The sequence below is a fragment of the Priestia koreensis genome (assembly GCF_001274935.1).
Lineage (GTDB): Bacteria > Bacillota > Bacilli > Bacillales > Bacillaceae_H > Bacillus_AG > Bacillus_AG koreensis.
The window spans coordinates 186043-201629 of the sequence record NZ_LILC01000007.1; the positions used below are offsets into that span (position 1 = coordinate 186043).

Sequence of the window (15587 nt, forward strand, 5' to 3'; positions counted from 1 at the left end):
CTCATGAAACGGGCTTCATGTCCAAATATTTTTTCCCTTTTCCGTAAATATAAAGGTTATAACCGATATAATAGGTCGCTAGCAAAAAGAAAACGATCATCGTAAGCGGATCACTCGCAAAATGCTTTCCGTAGCTCGCCTGCGTTTCAGGATCAATTTTCATGATTTGGATGAAACGATAAAGAAAGCGGCTTAAAAATAACAATAGAACAATTGATTCGATCCAAATATGAGTGCGATAATATAGAAGATTTTCGCGCATTTCGAGCTGACTGTGCTTTTGGGCATAGCTAAGCAGGATAATTCCGCCAACAATTCCGATCGCATCGTACAAATAAGAAATAGGATGAACAGCGCTGTTTATCAACAACAAAACGGCGATGACGGAAAAAAGGATTGCTCTAATAAAAAGACGCCTCGTTTTAAACAGCTGAAAACCAATACTTCTTTTAATTCGCCGGTATAAGATGAATGCAATAATAACAAATGAATAGATGTAGGGCTGTACGTGCATCATTTCACCTCTTTCATTTAACGTATGTGAAGATGTCTCATTATATCACATCCGAAAATACCATTAAATGGATAAAAAGAAGCGTAAACGTTATCTAAGCAAAAAAAAAAAGCTTTCCTTGATAGGAAAGCTTCTGTCATTATTCTGCTACTGTTAAATTGACTTGAACATTACCGCGAGTTGCTTTAGAGTATGGGCATACTTGGTGTGCCGCTTCCACAAGCTCTTGGGCTTGATCCTGTGGTACGCCTTTTACTTTTACGATAAGCTCCACTGCAATTTTAAATCCGTTATCTGACTCATCTTTTCCAATGCTTACTTCTGCTGTTACTTCCGTTCCCTCAACCTCTTTGATGCGTTTTTTATTGATCACAAGGTTCAGAGCGCTGTCAAAGCACGCAGAATATCCAGCTGCAAATAACTGTTCAGGGTTCGTTGCGTCGCCGCCTTTTCCGCCCATTTCCTTCGGTGTCGCTACGTTTAAATCCAATACTCCGTCGCTTGATTTAACGTGTCCGTCACGTCCGCCTACTGTTGTTGCTTTTGCTGTGTACATTGGTTTCATGATTCATCAATCTCCTTTTTGTAGTGTTTGCGTAATGTGATGTAGCTGTTTTAACAGCTTGATGTACTCTTCGGTTGAAATACCAAATCGCGGCGCTACCTCTTCTGGTATACATGCCGCCTCTCCTTTTAAAGAATACCCTTTTTCCGTTAATCTAATCATCACAATGCGCTCATCCATTTCGGAGCGAAGACGAGTCACTAATCCACCGGTTTCCATACGCTTTAACATTGGGGTAAGCGTGCCGGAATCTAAAAATAATTGAGCTCCTAGCTCTTTGACACTCATTTCTTTGTGTTCCCATAGAACGAGCATGACTAAGTATTGTGGAAACGTAAGATCTAGTTTGGTCAGCAGGGGTCGATACATGCTTGTAATTTCTTTTGAACAGGCATATACCGCAAAGCATAGCTGATTTTCTAATTTTAACGTTTGATCATTCATTTTAAGCACCTACCAATTTTAATCGCACACAATTAAGTTTCACACAATACCTCATAAAATGCAAGGACAGCTTCTTTTATTGACCAAGACAATGACTGGTGGGATAATAGTAAAACATGAAAATTGAGGTGACACGTATGGAGTTAATTTATTGCAAAGAAGATGTTCTTAAAAAACTGAACGATTACGTCGAAGTACATCCCCCAGTGGTGTTATTTAGGAAAGGTAATACGTACACGATTTCGCAAGATGCCAACGGTCAGTGGATCACAATGGATGAAGAAAATCATCCTCATCTCTTATCTGCCTTTTCAACATTAGAGGAGGATTTTTGGTTTAACGCGCATTTTGAGGTACGTTCATAATCCGAAATAAAAAAGGAACTTGCTCATGAGAGAAGTTCCTTTTTTATTATTCGCTTTTTAGCACTCGCATTGCATTAAGTACGGCGAGAAGCGTCACACCGACATCTGAGAACACCGCTTCCCACATCGTCGCAATGCCAAAAGCACCAAGAAGAAGAAAGATGCCCTTTACACCTAGTGCAAACACAATGTTTTGCCATACGATCGACTTCGTTTTTTTCGCAATGTGAATCGCTTCGGCAATTTTTGACGGTTCATCGGTCATAATGACCACATCCGCTGCTTCAATCGCTGCATCAGAGCCGAGTCCGCCCATTGCAATCCCAACATCGGCGCGAGCAAGAACGGGTGTATCATTAATACCGTCCCCGACAAAAATCACTTTCTCACGCTTTGCTTTCACTTCGTCTACTTTTTCAAATTGCTCGACCTTTTGATGAGGCAGAAGCTCGGCGTAGATTTGGTCAACACCTACGTTCTCACCTACCTGTTTGGCCACCCTTTTCGCATCGCCAGTCAACATGATCGTTTTCTTCACACCTAGACGCTTAAGTGCATTAATTGCGGCCTTGGCATCTGGCTTTATTTCATCTGAAATAACGAGGTGACCGGCATATTTCCCGTCTACCGCTATATACACAAGCGTTCCAATTGTTTCAATAGATGGACACTTAATTTCATGTTGTTCCATCCATTTTTCATTACCTGCAAGAACGCTGCGGCCGTAAATCATGGCTTCTGTTCCATACCCAGCTGTTTCCTGATAGTTCGCAATTTGCTTTCCATCGATCTTTTCCTTATAAAAGGCTCGAATAGACCCCGCAATAGGATGCGTTGAGAACGCTTCTGCATGTGCTGCATAGGCAACAAGTTCATCTTTTGATACGGTTTGTGTATGAACGTCTGTCACTGTAAATGTACCTTTTGTTAAGGTGCCAGTTTTATCAAAAACCACATACTTGACTTGCTGAAGCGCTTCTAAAAAGTTGCTTCCTTTTACTAAAATACCACGCTTTGAAGCTCCACCAATTCCCCCGAAAAAGCTAAGCGGGATGGAGATTACTAGTGCACACGGACATGAAATGACTAGAAAGACAAGTGCGCGGTATAGCCATTCTGAAAAGGTCGCACCCGTTACAAAAAGCGGTGGAAGAACAGCGAGTGCAGCAGCCCCTACAACAATTGCAGGTGTGTAATAACGAGCAAACTTCGTAATGAAATTTTCTGTTGGCGCTTTGCGATTGCTTGCATGCTCCACAAGCTCTAAAATTTTCGCGACCGTTGACTCCTTGTAAGGCTTCGTTACTTCAATGGTAAGCAACCCGTTTAAATTAATGCTTCCACTTACTACATCATTTCCTACTTCCACATTTCGAGGCAGTGACTCACCTGTGAGCGCGGATGTATCAAGCGTAGACTGTCCCTCTACTACATGACCGTCAAGCGGAATTTTCTCTCCTGGTTTGACGACAATGTACTCCCCTCGCTTCACAAGCTCAGGTGACACTTTTTTCGTTTCTCCGTTTCGCTTTACGTGCGCATATTCAGGTTTTATATCCATTAACGCACTAATGGATGCACGAGAGCGGTTGACGGCTAGGCTTTGAAAGAGCTCACCCACTTGATAGAACAGCATGACGGAAACGGCTTCAGGGTATTGCCCGATCGCAAATGCACCAATGGTGGCGATAACCATTAAAAAATGCTCATCGAACACCTGACCTCGCCATATGTTTCGCATCGCCCGTAAAACGACGTCTCCCCCTACTAGTACATACGCACATATAAACAGGGAAAGCTCGAGTTCAAAAGGAAGGGAAAAAATAGCCGCTACTGCGGTCATCACCCCACCAATACCTAACCTCGCAAGTAGCGGGGTGAACGTCTTTTTCGTTGGTGAAGCAGAAGATTCTTCCTCGGAATCCACCACCTGTACATCTGGCTCCAAGCGCTTCACAATTTGCTTCACGCGTGAGATCACGTCTTCACGCTGAGCAAAATCAGCGCCTGTAATGGTTAACTTTTTCGTAGAAAAATTCAATCTTGCTTCACGAACGCCTTCTAATCCTGCGGTTTCATGTTCAATTTTATTCGCACAGTTTGCACAATGGAGACCTTCTAACGTTAAAGTAATCGCGTGCGTTTCCTTCGGTTTTACTTGAACGTGAGGTTCGATTTTCTGAACAATCCGTTCTGCTTCCTTCGATGTTTCACTTATTGACGTTACAGGGCTATCAAAAGACAGCGTTTTTGTCGCGAAATTGACGATGCAGTTTTCAACATCATTTATTTGTTGAATAGAGTGTTCAATTTTCGACGCACAGTGCGCACAATTGAGCCCTTCTAATATGAATTCTTGTTTTGTTTTTTGTTTCTCCACCACCGATGCCTCCCATTTCATCTTTCATCTATAGAATTTCCTAAGTGGACCTAAATGATTTAACTGAAAAAGTTCTTTCTACCATATCAGTTCGCTGTTAAACATTGTTCACCAAATGAATATATGTGCAATTATTCATAAACGCTTTCCATAGTATATGTGAAAAGAAACGTTTGGATTGTACGCAATCACCTAATATTTTCACTATTTCGTTTAATTATAACATCCTTATATGAGTAATTGTTCAAATAAACATATAAAAATCAAAAAAGCCGAATGATGTTACATTCGACTTTCCTTGTCTCCACTCAATGGTAACGTGACGGTAAAGATCGATCCTTTTCCAATCTCACTTTCTAATCCGATGGAACCATTATGAATCGACACAACTTTTTTTGTAATGGCTAGTCCCAATCCGTTTCCTTTCCCACCGCGAGATTTATCCGCCTTATAAAAGCTCTCAAAAATATAGCGCTGATCTTCTTTCGAAATACCGATTCCGCTATCTGAAATGATACAATAAGCGAATCCGTTCTCTACGTTCAGTGCAACCCCAATTTTCCCACCTTCTGATGTATAGGTCATGCTATTTGTAAGTAAATTCATCCATACTTGCTCAAGCAGATCACGGTCTGCCGTAATTCGAACGGCGTTCATATTTAAATCCAATTCTAAATCTTTCCCGCTCCACTGAGGCTCTAGCGCTAAAATCACCGTTCGCAGCTGCTCATCAAGCGAATAGGTCGACAGCGTAACGGGGTGATGCTCGGAGTCAAGGGACGCGAGCTTTAATAAATTTCCTCCAAGCTGTGCGAGGCGACTGCTTTCCTTTTCAATGATGCTTAAATAGCGAAGGCGATCTTCACTGGAAATGTGTTCTTCTTTTAGCGCATTCGCAAAGCCTCGAATCGATGTGAGGGGTGACTGAATTTCATGAGACACGCTCGCCACAAATTCTCGGCGCATCGTTTCAATTTTATTTAATTCTTTTGACATATGATTAAAATGCTCCGTCAATTGTCCAATTTCATCGGCTGATTCATGCTCGACGCGAATATTATAATTTCCTTTTCCGATTTCCTTCATCGCTTTCGTCAGCTTACGAATCGGCTTTACGAGCTGTCGAGATAACAGCGCAAACGATAAAATACCTACGACCAAAATAGAAAGTAGCTGCACGAGCTGAACGTTTTGAATCGCTTTGTTTGGTTTAATCGGATCAGGCTGTAAAAATAGCACGTATTTTTGTCCATCTTCTGTAAATGGAATTCCCATCACCATTCCCATAGGAGGCCCGTCCTTTGGCTTAGAGACTAAATAATCGTCTGAGGTTTTCAGAAGCTTGTGAACGTCCCCCTCCGTAATTCGAAACGGATGCTTGGAATTTCCAAGGCGCTCTACATGCATGTTTTCATCATAAATCACAAAAGAATACTGAAAAAAAGATGTATGATGCAGAAAGGACGCCAGCTCATTTGCATCCTCTTTTCCGTATAAATGAACGAACTCTTTCCCTACTTGCCACATGTCTTTTTGCAAGCGCTGATCAATTTCCTTGTCACGAAAGGAAGTAGATAAAATAAAGGACACGATTAAACTAAACACAATGGTTCCAATGAACGCAATGACTATTTTCAAGTAAATAGACTTTGTCATCCACACACCTCAAGCTTGTAGCCTAATCCTCGAATGGTTTTAATTTCAAAGCCTGTTTGGTGTCCGCCTAGCCTTTCGCGTATTCGCTTAATGTGTACATCGACCGTCCGTTCATCTCCGCCATAGTCAAATCCCCAAATTTTCTCAATAAGCTGATCACGCGTAAAAATTTTACCTGGTGTGCTCGCTAATGAAAACAGAAGCTCGAACTCCTTTAAAGGAAGGTCAAAGGTTAGATCTGACATGCTCACCTCAAGCTTTTGACGATCTAGCTTGGTTTGCCCGATATGAATAAGCTTGTTTGCTTCAATACGATATCGGCGTAATAGTGCTTTCACACGAGCCATCATCTCAAGGGGATCGAATGGTTTTACGATATAATCATCGGTGCCCGCATCAAATCCTTTTAATTTGTCATTTGATTCACCACGTGCAGTGATGATAAGAACGGGAATATCAAAAAACTCTTTGATTTCCTTCGTTAAGCTCCATCCGTCTTTTAACGGCATCATAATATCAACGATTGCGAGGTCAATTCGATACTCTTCCATCTTTCCCCACGCTTCTTCTCCGTTTGCTGCCTCAATGACCTGATAGCCTTCTTTTTTTATGTAAATCGAAATAAGTTCTCGAATATGTGCATCATCATCTGCTACTAATATGCGTATCATGCGTTCACCTTTTCTCTTCTAATCTTGTTTCTATTATCTTACACAACAAATATGAACTCAATATGAACAAGCCCACCTATAAAGATGGGCCTGCTTGTTTCCCCTATTACACTCTACAACCAAAAAATTCCGATAATGGCTAATGCCCCTAAAATCATGCCGCCAATTTGCCCCACCATATCACTAGTAATGACAGGCTTCGGTTGATTAAGCTTCGCTTCCTGCAACTCTATATGTAAATGCTCCACAGCTTCTTGTAGCACTTCCACCTGCTTTTTTAACTCGTCTACTTCCTCTTTTGGGACAATACTTGTTTCAGGACGTTTTTCTAAATCCATCTTACCTCCCCCTTCTTCTTTTTATACGAGTCATCATCACATTGGTTTCAATTTTCTTCCCCTGCTTGAAACTGCTGTCTGACAAGTCCTCGGTAAAAATCATGCGTGTTCATTAATTCCTCATGAGTACCGACACCAGTAATCGTTCCATTTTGCATGACTATAATTTGATCGGCGTTCACAACAGTAGATAGCCTGTGCGCAATGACAAACGACGTTTTCTCCTTCATCATTGACTCTAGCGCTTGCTGCACGAGCTTTTCAGACTCTGAATCTAAACTTGCCGTTGCTTCATCTAATAGAAGAAACTCAGGGTTGCGAAGAATAGCACGTGCAATCGCAATCCGCTGTCGTTGACCACCCGATAAATTGATGCCGCGTTCCCCAACGAGCGTGTCATATCCTTGTGGAAATCCGCTAATAAATTCATGCGCGTTCGCTTGAGTAGAAGCTTCCCTGATTTCCTGATCCGTCACTTCACCCTGCAAGCCGTACATCATGTTTTCTCGAATCGTTCCGACTAAAATCGGGGAGTCCTGCTGCACGTAGCTAAATAAGGCACGCCAATCTTTTAGCTGATAGGCGTCACTACGTTGGCCGTTAAGACGAATTTCACCAGATGAAGGTTCATAAAAACGTTCCATCAAAGAGAAGATCGTTGATTTCCCTACACCGCTCGGACCTACAAAAGCTGTCATCGTACCTGGCTGAGCAGAAAAGGAGACATTTTTCAAAATAAGGTCTTCGCCGTAGCCAAACGCGATGTTATTAAACGTCAGAACACCCGCCTCTTTTACAGCAAGTCCGTCCTCATACGGTTCTTCTGCTTCATCTAAAATTTGAAAAATCCGCTCGGATGCCCCCTTTGTTTGCTGAAAGCTCGTCACAAAGCGTGTAAGAGAACTAATCGGTATCATGATTTGAAATAAATAAAGAACAAAGGCGACGAGCTCTCCGGCTGATATGTACGCAGCACTAACGCGGTATGCTCCAAAACCAACAATCGCAATGAGCACTCCTGTCATCACAGCGCTCATGATCGGAGAAATGAGCGCTTCGATTTTCGCACGACGAATCCCAAACTGATAGAGGGAGTGAAACGATTCTTTCCCCTTATCAAACTCCGATTTTTCCGTTGTATAAGCTTTGATCAAGCGAATTTCGCCAAGCATTTGCGCTAAAAAGGCCGTAAGCTTTGACATATGATCCTGCTGTTCTTTCGAAATTTTATACATCTTTCTTGCCATCGGCATAATGACAAGAAACGTTACTGGAATAGCGGCGAGTAAAATTAACGTCATCGGTACATCAATCGTAATTAAAATGATGATGGCTACAATAACAGATAAGCTATTCGTAATAAACTCGATCATCTCTGTTGACAATAGATTCATGACAATTGTCGTATCATTTGTGATGCGACTGACCATTTCCCCAGATCGGTTTTGGTCGTAAAATGAGATTGGCAAATGAATGAATTTATTCCAAAGCTTTGTTCGCAGACGTTCAACAACCGCTTGTCCAATTTGCGCTAGCAAAAAGAGAGACACGGCGCTTGAAGCTATCTGAACAAAAAACAAACCGACAATGAGCCCAATCATAGACGGAGAAAAGCCGTTTTGAAAAGAATCCATCAGCTGTTTAATAAAAATAGGGATCGCAAGGGACACACCTGTGTTGAGTAATGATAGCACAAGTGAAACACCTAGCTTTCCTTTAGGCGGTTTCGTTAGCCTCCAAAGCTTCCGAAACTGAAAAGATGTTGATGTCATATACACGTACTCCTTTATGTTTCAATCTTACTCATTATCACATATTTCCTTCAAAAAGAAACATGTATACGCTCATCAACAAGCTCTGTTGGCCCACCTATTTCTCATGGATAAACTTCAGCCTTTACATCACTTTATTTGTTGGACGCACGATGACTTCATTAATATTTACGCTCTCAGGCTGTGTGACCGCGTATACTACTGCATTTGCGATATCCGTTGGCTGCAGTGGATTCATAGGGCGACTTGCAAACATCTCCTTCACTTCTGAGTCCGTAATGTGCTGGGTAAGCTCTGTTGAAACCGCTCCTGGCGACACGTTAGTCACACGCAGTCCAGATGAGGAAAGCTCCTTCTCCATTCCTTGTGAAATGGCTCGCACCGCGTATTTTGTTGCACTATAAACGGTGCTAGACGGAAAAATTTCATGACCCGCAACAGAGGAAACGTTGATAATATGTCCATGCTTTTGTTCCATCATCGATGGAAGGACGGCATGAATTCCATACAAAACGCCTTTAATGTTCACATCCACCATTCGCTCCCACTCATCGACGTGATCGTTTTTTAAAAAAGAGAGGAGCATCACGCCTGCATTATTAACGAGTATATCGATCGTACCGAATTCATCCTTTGCTTCTTGCACGAGTCTTTCCATCTCATCTCGCCTCGTAACATCTGTTTTTACAACGAGCGTTTTCGCTCCGTGTTTTTTTTCTAATTGAGAAGCTAACGCTTCTAATCGGTCGCTCCGTCTGGCTGCTAATACAATATTCGCTCCCTCACGCGCTAATTCGTGAGCAATCGCTTCACCTATCCCGCTGCTTGCACCTGTTACGATCGCTGTCTGATCGTGAAGCTTCATAAACAAACCCACTGTTATTTCCTCCCGTCTCTATCTTTTTCTCATTATGGACGCTGTCGCTTCAGTTCCATCACCTTTTCAGGTGTTGCTAGTGATGTAAATCCAAACTGCGCATAAAGATCATGTGCGTCATTTGTTACTAACATCACACGCTTAATGTCACTTATTTCGGGGTGTGTTAAAACGGTTTCGACCATCCATTTCCCTAACCCCTGTCCTCTTTCTACTTCTACTACGAATACATCAGCTAAGTAAGCGAACGTCGCCTGATCCGTGACGAGACGAGCAAATCCAACTTGCTTTTTATTCGATGGACTTCCTTTAAACAAACCAAAACTTAGCGAATTATGTATAGACTTTTGAATGACGTCGTAGGGACGTCCTTTGGCCCAGTAAGACGTATTATGTAAATAGTCACATATAAACGATTGATCAAAAAGCTCTTGATCCGTAGTAATGAAGTAATCTAATGATGAATGAATACTCTGCATACCTTAAACCTTCTCCCTATATGATGTTTTGGTATATTTTTAGAATAATACAAATATTTTACTGTTATATTTATCGTAGCTCTTTTTGGAATACCCGTCAATATGAAACTCTGCTATCTCTGTTCCAGTTCACCTTTGGCTGTCAGGTGGATTAATCTAGTCTTCAGCTCTACTTGTCAAACGAACTCTCAAGTAGAAAAAAGGCTTCTAATTGATTTCACGAACTGGAAATCAATTAGAAGCCTTTTTTGTTCATCATTTTCTTCTTTTTCGCTGAACGTGATCCTGCCATTTACCGACTAACTCATGAAAGGAACTGTTATAACGCCAAATAAGTGCCCAAATAAAGGCATCGATGACAGCTGATACAGGTTTGAGAGTACCTAAATAGGCAGAGACAGGGACAACATAAACTAAGCTAGTGATCGCAACCGCCACAACTAGTAGTTCAACATACACTTTCATTTTCATGAAATCCATTTTTCTCCATCCTTATTAAATAGTCTCCTTTATCATACGATGTTTGTTTAGGAAAAGATAGCCGTATTTCATTTCATTTTATTTACAAATCAAATGCACCTTTTCACATAGAAAAGCCGCTTGATAGGACAAGCAGCTCCTTAGTTAGTCATTTCATACGTGCGCAGGCGCTCCCATTCCTCGCGAAGCATCCCCATTTTAATGGAATCATAGTATTCACCTTCAACGATGCGCGCTTTTCGAATTCGCCCTTCTTCTACCATGCCAATCTTCCTCGCAAGATTCATCATCCTCACGTTCCCTGACCAAGTAGAAATACCTAAGCGCACAATATTCATATGCTCAAAAAGATAATCGGTCCAAAGCTGAAAAGCCTCTGTTCCATATCCACCAGACCAATAGGAGGAATCAAAAATAACGATACCACTTTCTACCCAGTTCGTCACTTGATCTTCCCAATAACGACTAACGATCCCAATCAATTGCTGATCTGCCTCAATGACCATAATCGAACGGGCCTGATCCGTCTCACTTTCTTGCAGTCGCATGCGAAATCCTTCTAAAAACTCATCTGGCGTTTTGTTTTTCAATTTATAGTACGGCCCATTCCATTTATGATGCTCTTGATCATCTGCTTCGTAATTCCAATAATACATCTTACGAACGTCACGCTCCGTTAAGTCTCGAAGCGCTACCTTTTGCCCTTCTATTCTCAGCCTGTACTGTTTCATTTCCTTCTCCCCTTCAACTGACCGAAAATTCAAACTTATTATACCACATCTTTCACAACGATCAGTTGATGATTTTGACCTATTTAAATAAGATTTATGTTTGAAACAATACACCTCGAACCGCTTGGATATAACGTTCAGCAGACCGTTGCACAGCTTGATTCGCCTCCTCTTCCACAATACGATGAAAGGCATTATACAATCGGTTAAAACGAAGAGGTCGTACTTTTTCTTGTATCTCTTCCACTTTTTCAGGAGGAAGCGGAATCAGGTTTGGATAGCTGTACATAAAACTCACCCATTTATGGTCTGCTACAACTTGAATAACATCACCCGTTAGAAGCACCCCACGCCCCTGATCACCTCGCTCCCAATGAAGAACCGCTGCACCTTTAAAATGGCCACCTAAACGATGAAGAGTCAGACCATCTGTAAGCGTCAGCTTCTCACCTGACCAGTAGACAATATGTTCACTTGCTCGCATGACCCACTCCTTATCATCTTCATGAACGTAGATCGGAACGTTGAACGTTTCCGCCCATTCTACCTGTGTTGAATAATAATGAGGATGTGAGAGTGCAATCGCATCAAGTCCTCCTCGTTCCTTTATTTCTTCCATTGTTTTTTCATCCAGGTACGTAATACAATCCCATAACACGTTGTAGCCCTGGTGCTCGACAAGGTAAGCCGTTTGCCCAATCGCAAATTCCGGAACCGTTTTAATACTATGTAGAAACTCTTCCTCTTGAATCCATTCATTGTGAAACGATTGTTGCTGCATTTTTTCTAATGTTGTCCACGTCTGACCACTTGGACGAACGTATTGTCTTTCCTCTAAACATATTGGACAGCTCTTTGGTTTTTGTGACTGTTTTTCATATTGCACACCGCACGTTTCACAAATGTAATGATTCATATTTTCCATTCCTTCCTTGTTATCTCTTCTTCTACTATACAATCTCCTTCCATATACTTCCTCTCTCAAAAGACTGACTTTTCCTACAACTTTAGACCGATGAAGCGATTTAGTTGCTTTCTAATTTTCATAAAAACCTCTTGATAAAAAGCTGAATCATGAGGAACGAATGCTGCTGTTCCGACCTTCTTTGAGAAGATACACCGAAAACCAGAAATGTCCTCAATATAGCCCTCAATGTGAATAGAGTCTTTGGTTCCGTCCCATAATCCTTCTGCGTCTTCTAAGCGAACTCGTGCCATTCCTGCTACCTCTTCCCGTTGAAGTACGTATTGATTCATGCTGCATTTATTCACACCTAAAAATGTATGGGCAAGCTCCCGATCAATCAACGCCCCCCTTGTGACGCAATATTTTAACGTTCCTAGAGATCGTAGTTCCTCTAGTGTAACCTCAATTCCGATTTCTTCTTTCACCTCTCGTACACCATCCACAACTGTTTCATCCGCTAGCAAATGGCCGGCAGCGGTAATATCAAAAAGGTTCGGATAATCTTTTTTCTGCTCACTACGGAGCTGAAAATGTATGTATGCCTGTTCATTGATCGTTTCGACGAACCAGCAGTGAAACGCCTCGTGCCAATAACCTTTTTCGTGTACTTCTGCTCTTGTTTTTACGCCGATTGGACGTTCGTTTTCATCAAAAATCCGAATCAATTCTGTTTCCATTTGGACTCTCCTCCTTTTCCTCTTTCATCATACCGAATTTACGTACGGAAAAGGAATTAGATCGAGCTGTTACCCATATTTTTTCTGATGGGCTTTCTTTTTGGTGAGATAGTCTTCATCCTCCCGTACTACTTTCCACTTTTCTTCGAAAATAGCCGCTGATTTTGCTTTTTCTTCATCATGCTGACGTTCCTTTTGATTGCCTTCTTTGTCGTATTTGCGCCCACCTTTGTAGTTTGTATATCTCCGTGCACGCGTGTACCCCATTTGCAGAAATTTTCTAGACATATCCATCCCAACGAAATCATCTGCTTTTTTGTACGCCAAAAACAACTCATAAATTTTCTCAGAGGATTCTTTCGCTTCTTTTGGTGTCTTGAATTTCCAATAGGGTAAAATCTCTTTTTTGTACGGTTCTACGAGTAAAACTCCTTGTTCACCTCTTCCAACCCGATATTTTTCGGGATTTTTCCGGAAATTTATTTCATCAAAGTTTAACGAGTAATCGAATGCCATTTCCACTCCTCCTTGATCATTTTTATTGCATGTTTATATGCATATCTACCCTTTTCTATCAAGGGTTAGACACTTCCTAAAAAGGAAGGAACAAGGAGGATTTGTTTTGGAAATTATTTACTTTTAATGTAAATATAAGTTTTTTATTCAAAATGAAGAATTTTACGAATTTAATTTGTAAGCGCATACTCGCTTGAAACCTGTGAAAATCATGTTTAAGGTATATAGACAGAAGGTATAGTAAAAGGAGATTTGCACATATTACTACATATGCATTATCAAATTTTTATGATGATTTTAACGTATGTGCAATACTTTCAACCTGGCAATAATTTTGTATAGTCTTGCGTAAATATACAGCAAGAAAAAAAGTTAGAGACAGGAGGGAAAGCGAAAAAAACGTTGGGTATTGGTTTTAACTTGAAGGAGGAACAATACATTTATGGGTGGAAAATTTAAAAAGACGATATCATTATTAGATCTTACCCTTATAGGTCTTGGGGCAATCTTTGGATCTGCATGGCTGTTCGCTGTGAGTAACGTAGCGTCACAGGCAGGTCCAGCAGGGAGCTTCTCATGGATCATTGGTGGGGTCATTATCCTACTAATCGGTCTCGTATACGCTGAGCTTGGGGCGGCATTACCACGAACAGGTGGAATTATCCGCTATCCCGTTTATTCACACGGACCGCTAGTCGGCTATATGATTTCTTTTATTACGATCGTGGCTTACACAAGCTTAATCTCGATTGAGGTAACGGCTGTACGTCAGTACGTAGACTACTGGGCAGGCGGTGTTCTGACAAAGGCTAACTCAGACTCCCCTACCATTCTAGGATGGCTTCTACAATTTGTTTTATTAGTAGCCTTTTTCTTACTGAACTACTGGAGTGTAAAAGCATTCGCAAAATCTAATATCATTATCTCGATTTTTAAATACGTCGTTCCAGTAACAATCATCGTTGTACTAGCCTTCCACTTCAAATCAGGAAACTTTACAGTAGAAGGATTTGCACCATTTGGGTTTGATGGAATACAAGGTGCCATTTCAACCGGTGGGGTCATGTTTGCATATTTAGGTCTTCACCCGATCGTTTCGGTCGCGAGTGAGGTTAAAAATCCGCAGCGAAACATTCCAATCGCATTAGTACTTTGTATCATTCTTGCAGCCGTTATTTACACAGCTCTTCAAATTTTATTTATCGGAGCGATTCCGACAGATATGATTTCAAGCGGTGGCTGGACAGCTATTCAAGACAAGTTCTCTCTTCCGTTTAAAGATATCGCCGTTGTTTTAGGATTAGGATGGGTTGCGTCACTTGTTGTATTTGATGCGATCTTATCACCAGGTGGTAACGGAAATATCTTCATGAATACAACAGCTCGCCTTGTGTATGCATGGTCTCGAAACGGTACATTATTCAAAACGTTTTCTAAAGTTGATAAAGCAACAGGTATTCCGCGTTCGTCACTATGGTTGTCACTTGGTTTATCTATTTTCTGGACACTACCATTCCCTTCTTGGAATGCACTTGTTAACGTATGTTCTGTAGCATTAATTCTTTCTTATGCGATTGCTCCTGTTTCAGCAGCGACATTCTCTGTTAATGCGAAAGGTTTAGAGAAGCCATTTAAATTGAAAGGCATGAACATCATTGCCCCTATTTCATTTATCTTTGCTTCATTTATTGTATATTGGTCTGGATGGAAAACAATTTCTTGGTTACTTGGATCACAGCTCATCATGTTTGTGGTTTACTTAATTTTCGCCAAATACGTTCCAACAGACAAAGTAAAATTACCGCAACAGCTTAAATCTTCTTGGTGGCTTGTTGCGTACTACATCGTAATGCTGATCATTTCATACATCGGTTCATTCGGTGGAGGTAAAGGACTTATTGATACACCTGTCGATTTAATCATTATTGCCATTGTTTCTCTCGCTATTTTCTTCTGGGCGAAGTATAGTGGATTACCAAAAGCAATGATTGATAATGATGATGAATCACCTGAAGAACACGCTGAGCATGAAAAAGCAGAAGAAAACCCTGCACACTAAGACAAAAGGCGATCCCCTCAAAAAGGATCGTCTTTTTCTTTTTTTATATATAGTTTACATAATAATATTATTGTCTTTATATAATCAGAAATTAAA

Annotated in this window: 17 protein-coding genes; 2 read left to right on the forward strand and 15 right to left on the reverse strand. The window is 41.1% G+C overall.

The window, feature by feature from the left end:
* Position 1: 1 nt before the first annotated feature.
* The 3 genes from AMD01_RS06200 to AMD01_RS06210 all read right to left on the reverse strand — a co-directional run bounded on the left by AMD01_RS06200 (position 2) and on the right by AMD01_RS06210 (position 1523).
* Positions 2-517: a CcdC protein domain-containing protein gene (locus AMD01_RS06200; protein WP_245638900.1), complete on the reverse strand. Its 516-nt coding sequence runs from the start codon at positions 515-517 to the stop codon at positions 2-4.
* Positions 518-653: 136 nt separating this feature from the next.
* On the reverse strand, positions 654-1079 hold the full coding sequence (locus AMD01_RS06205; RefSeq protein WP_053400540.1) for an organic hydroperoxide resistance protein: 426 nt from the start codon (positions 1077-1079) through the stop codon (positions 654-656).
* A gap of 6 nt (positions 1080-1085) precedes the next feature.
* Positions 1086-1523: a MarR family winged helix-turn-helix transcriptional regulator gene (locus AMD01_RS06210; RefSeq protein WP_053400541.1), complete on the reverse strand. Its 438-nt coding sequence runs from the start codon at positions 1521-1523 to the stop codon at positions 1086-1088.
* Positions 1524-1639: 116 nt separating this feature from the next.
* Between AMD01_RS06210 and AMD01_RS06215 the strand changes: the two genes are divergently transcribed.
* A complete protein-coding gene (locus AMD01_RS06215) occupies positions 1640-1888 on the forward strand; it encodes a hypothetical protein (protein ID WP_245638901.1) in 249 nt (82 codons plus the stop codon).
* 46 nt (positions 1889-1934) lie between these two features.
* Here AMD01_RS06215 and AMD01_RS06220 read toward each other — a convergent pair whose 3' ends face one another.
* The 12 genes from AMD01_RS06220 to AMD01_RS06275 all read right to left on the reverse strand — a co-directional run bounded on the left by AMD01_RS06220 (position 1935) and on the right by AMD01_RS06275 (position 13432).
* Positions 1935-4268 (reverse strand): heavy metal translocating P-type ATPase, encoded by a 2334-nt coding sequence (locus AMD01_RS06220; protein WP_245638902.1) that lies wholly within the window; start codon positions 4266-4268, stop codon positions 1935-1937.
* A 282-nt stretch (positions 4269-4550) separates the two neighbouring features.
* A complete protein-coding gene (locus AMD01_RS06225; protein ID WP_053400543.1) occupies positions 4551-5924 on the reverse strand; it encodes a sensor histidine kinase in 1374 nt (457 codons plus the stop codon).
* Positions 5921-6595: a response regulator transcription factor gene (locus tag AMD01_RS06230; protein WP_053400544.1), complete on the reverse strand. Its 675-nt coding sequence runs from the start codon at positions 6593-6595 to the stop codon at positions 5921-5923. Before AMD01_RS06230 ends, AMD01_RS06225 begins: the two co-directional genes overlap by 4 nt.
* Before the next feature lie 113 nt (positions 6596-6708).
* On the reverse strand, positions 6709-6933 hold the full coding sequence (locus tag AMD01_RS06235) for a hypothetical protein (RefSeq protein ID WP_053400545.1): 225 nt from the start codon (positions 6931-6933) through the stop codon (positions 6709-6711).
* Between the two features lie 47 nt (positions 6934-6980).
* Entirely contained in the window at positions 6981-8705 is a 1725-nt protein-coding gene (locus AMD01_RS06240) for an ABC transporter ATP-binding protein (RefSeq protein ID WP_053400546.1), read from the reverse strand.
* A 124-nt stretch (positions 8706-8829) separates the two neighbouring features.
* On the reverse strand, positions 8830-9570 hold the full coding sequence (locus tag AMD01_RS06245) for an SDR family oxidoreductase (RefSeq protein ID WP_053400617.1): 741 nt from the start codon (positions 9568-9570) through the stop codon (positions 8830-8832).
* A gap of 44 nt (positions 9571-9614) precedes the next feature.
* Positions 9615-10061 (reverse strand): GNAT family N-acetyltransferase, encoded by a 447-nt coding sequence (locus tag AMD01_RS06250; protein WP_053400547.1) that lies wholly within the window; start codon positions 10059-10061, stop codon positions 9615-9617.
* A gap of 255 nt (positions 10062-10316) precedes the next feature.
* Positions 10317-10541 carry a hypothetical protein gene (locus AMD01_RS06255; protein ID WP_053400548.1) on the reverse strand — a complete coding sequence of 75 codons (225 nt, stop codon included), beginning with the start codon at positions 10539-10541 and terminating at the stop codon, positions 10317-10319.
* Between the two features lie 140 nt (positions 10542-10681).
* Complete coding sequence (locus AMD01_RS06260) at positions 10682-11272, reverse strand: GNAT family N-acetyltransferase (protein WP_053400549.1); 591 nt, start codon at positions 11270-11272, stop codon at positions 10682-10684.
* A gap of 94 nt (positions 11273-11366) precedes the next feature.
* Entirely contained in the window at positions 11367-12188 is an 822-nt protein-coding gene (locus AMD01_RS06265; RefSeq protein WP_053400618.1) for an MBL fold metallo-hydrolase, read from the reverse strand.
* An 83-nt stretch (positions 12189-12271) separates the two neighbouring features.
* Positions 12272-12916 (reverse strand): NUDIX hydrolase, encoded by a 645-nt coding sequence (locus AMD01_RS06270; protein WP_053400550.1) that lies wholly within the window; start codon positions 12914-12916, stop codon positions 12272-12274.
* 69 nt (positions 12917-12985) lie between these two features.
* Positions 12986-13432 (reverse strand): DUF4385 domain-containing protein, encoded by a 447-nt coding sequence (locus AMD01_RS06275; protein ID WP_053400551.1) that lies wholly within the window; start codon positions 13430-13432, stop codon positions 12986-12988.
* A 442-nt stretch (positions 13433-13874) separates the two neighbouring features.
* Between AMD01_RS06275 and AMD01_RS06280 the strand changes: the two genes are divergently transcribed.
* Positions 13875-15491 (forward strand): APC family permease, encoded by a 1617-nt coding sequence (locus AMD01_RS06280; protein ID WP_053400552.1) that lies wholly within the window; start codon positions 13875-13877, stop codon positions 15489-15491.
* The last annotated feature ends 96 nt before the right edge of the window (positions 15492-15587 follow it).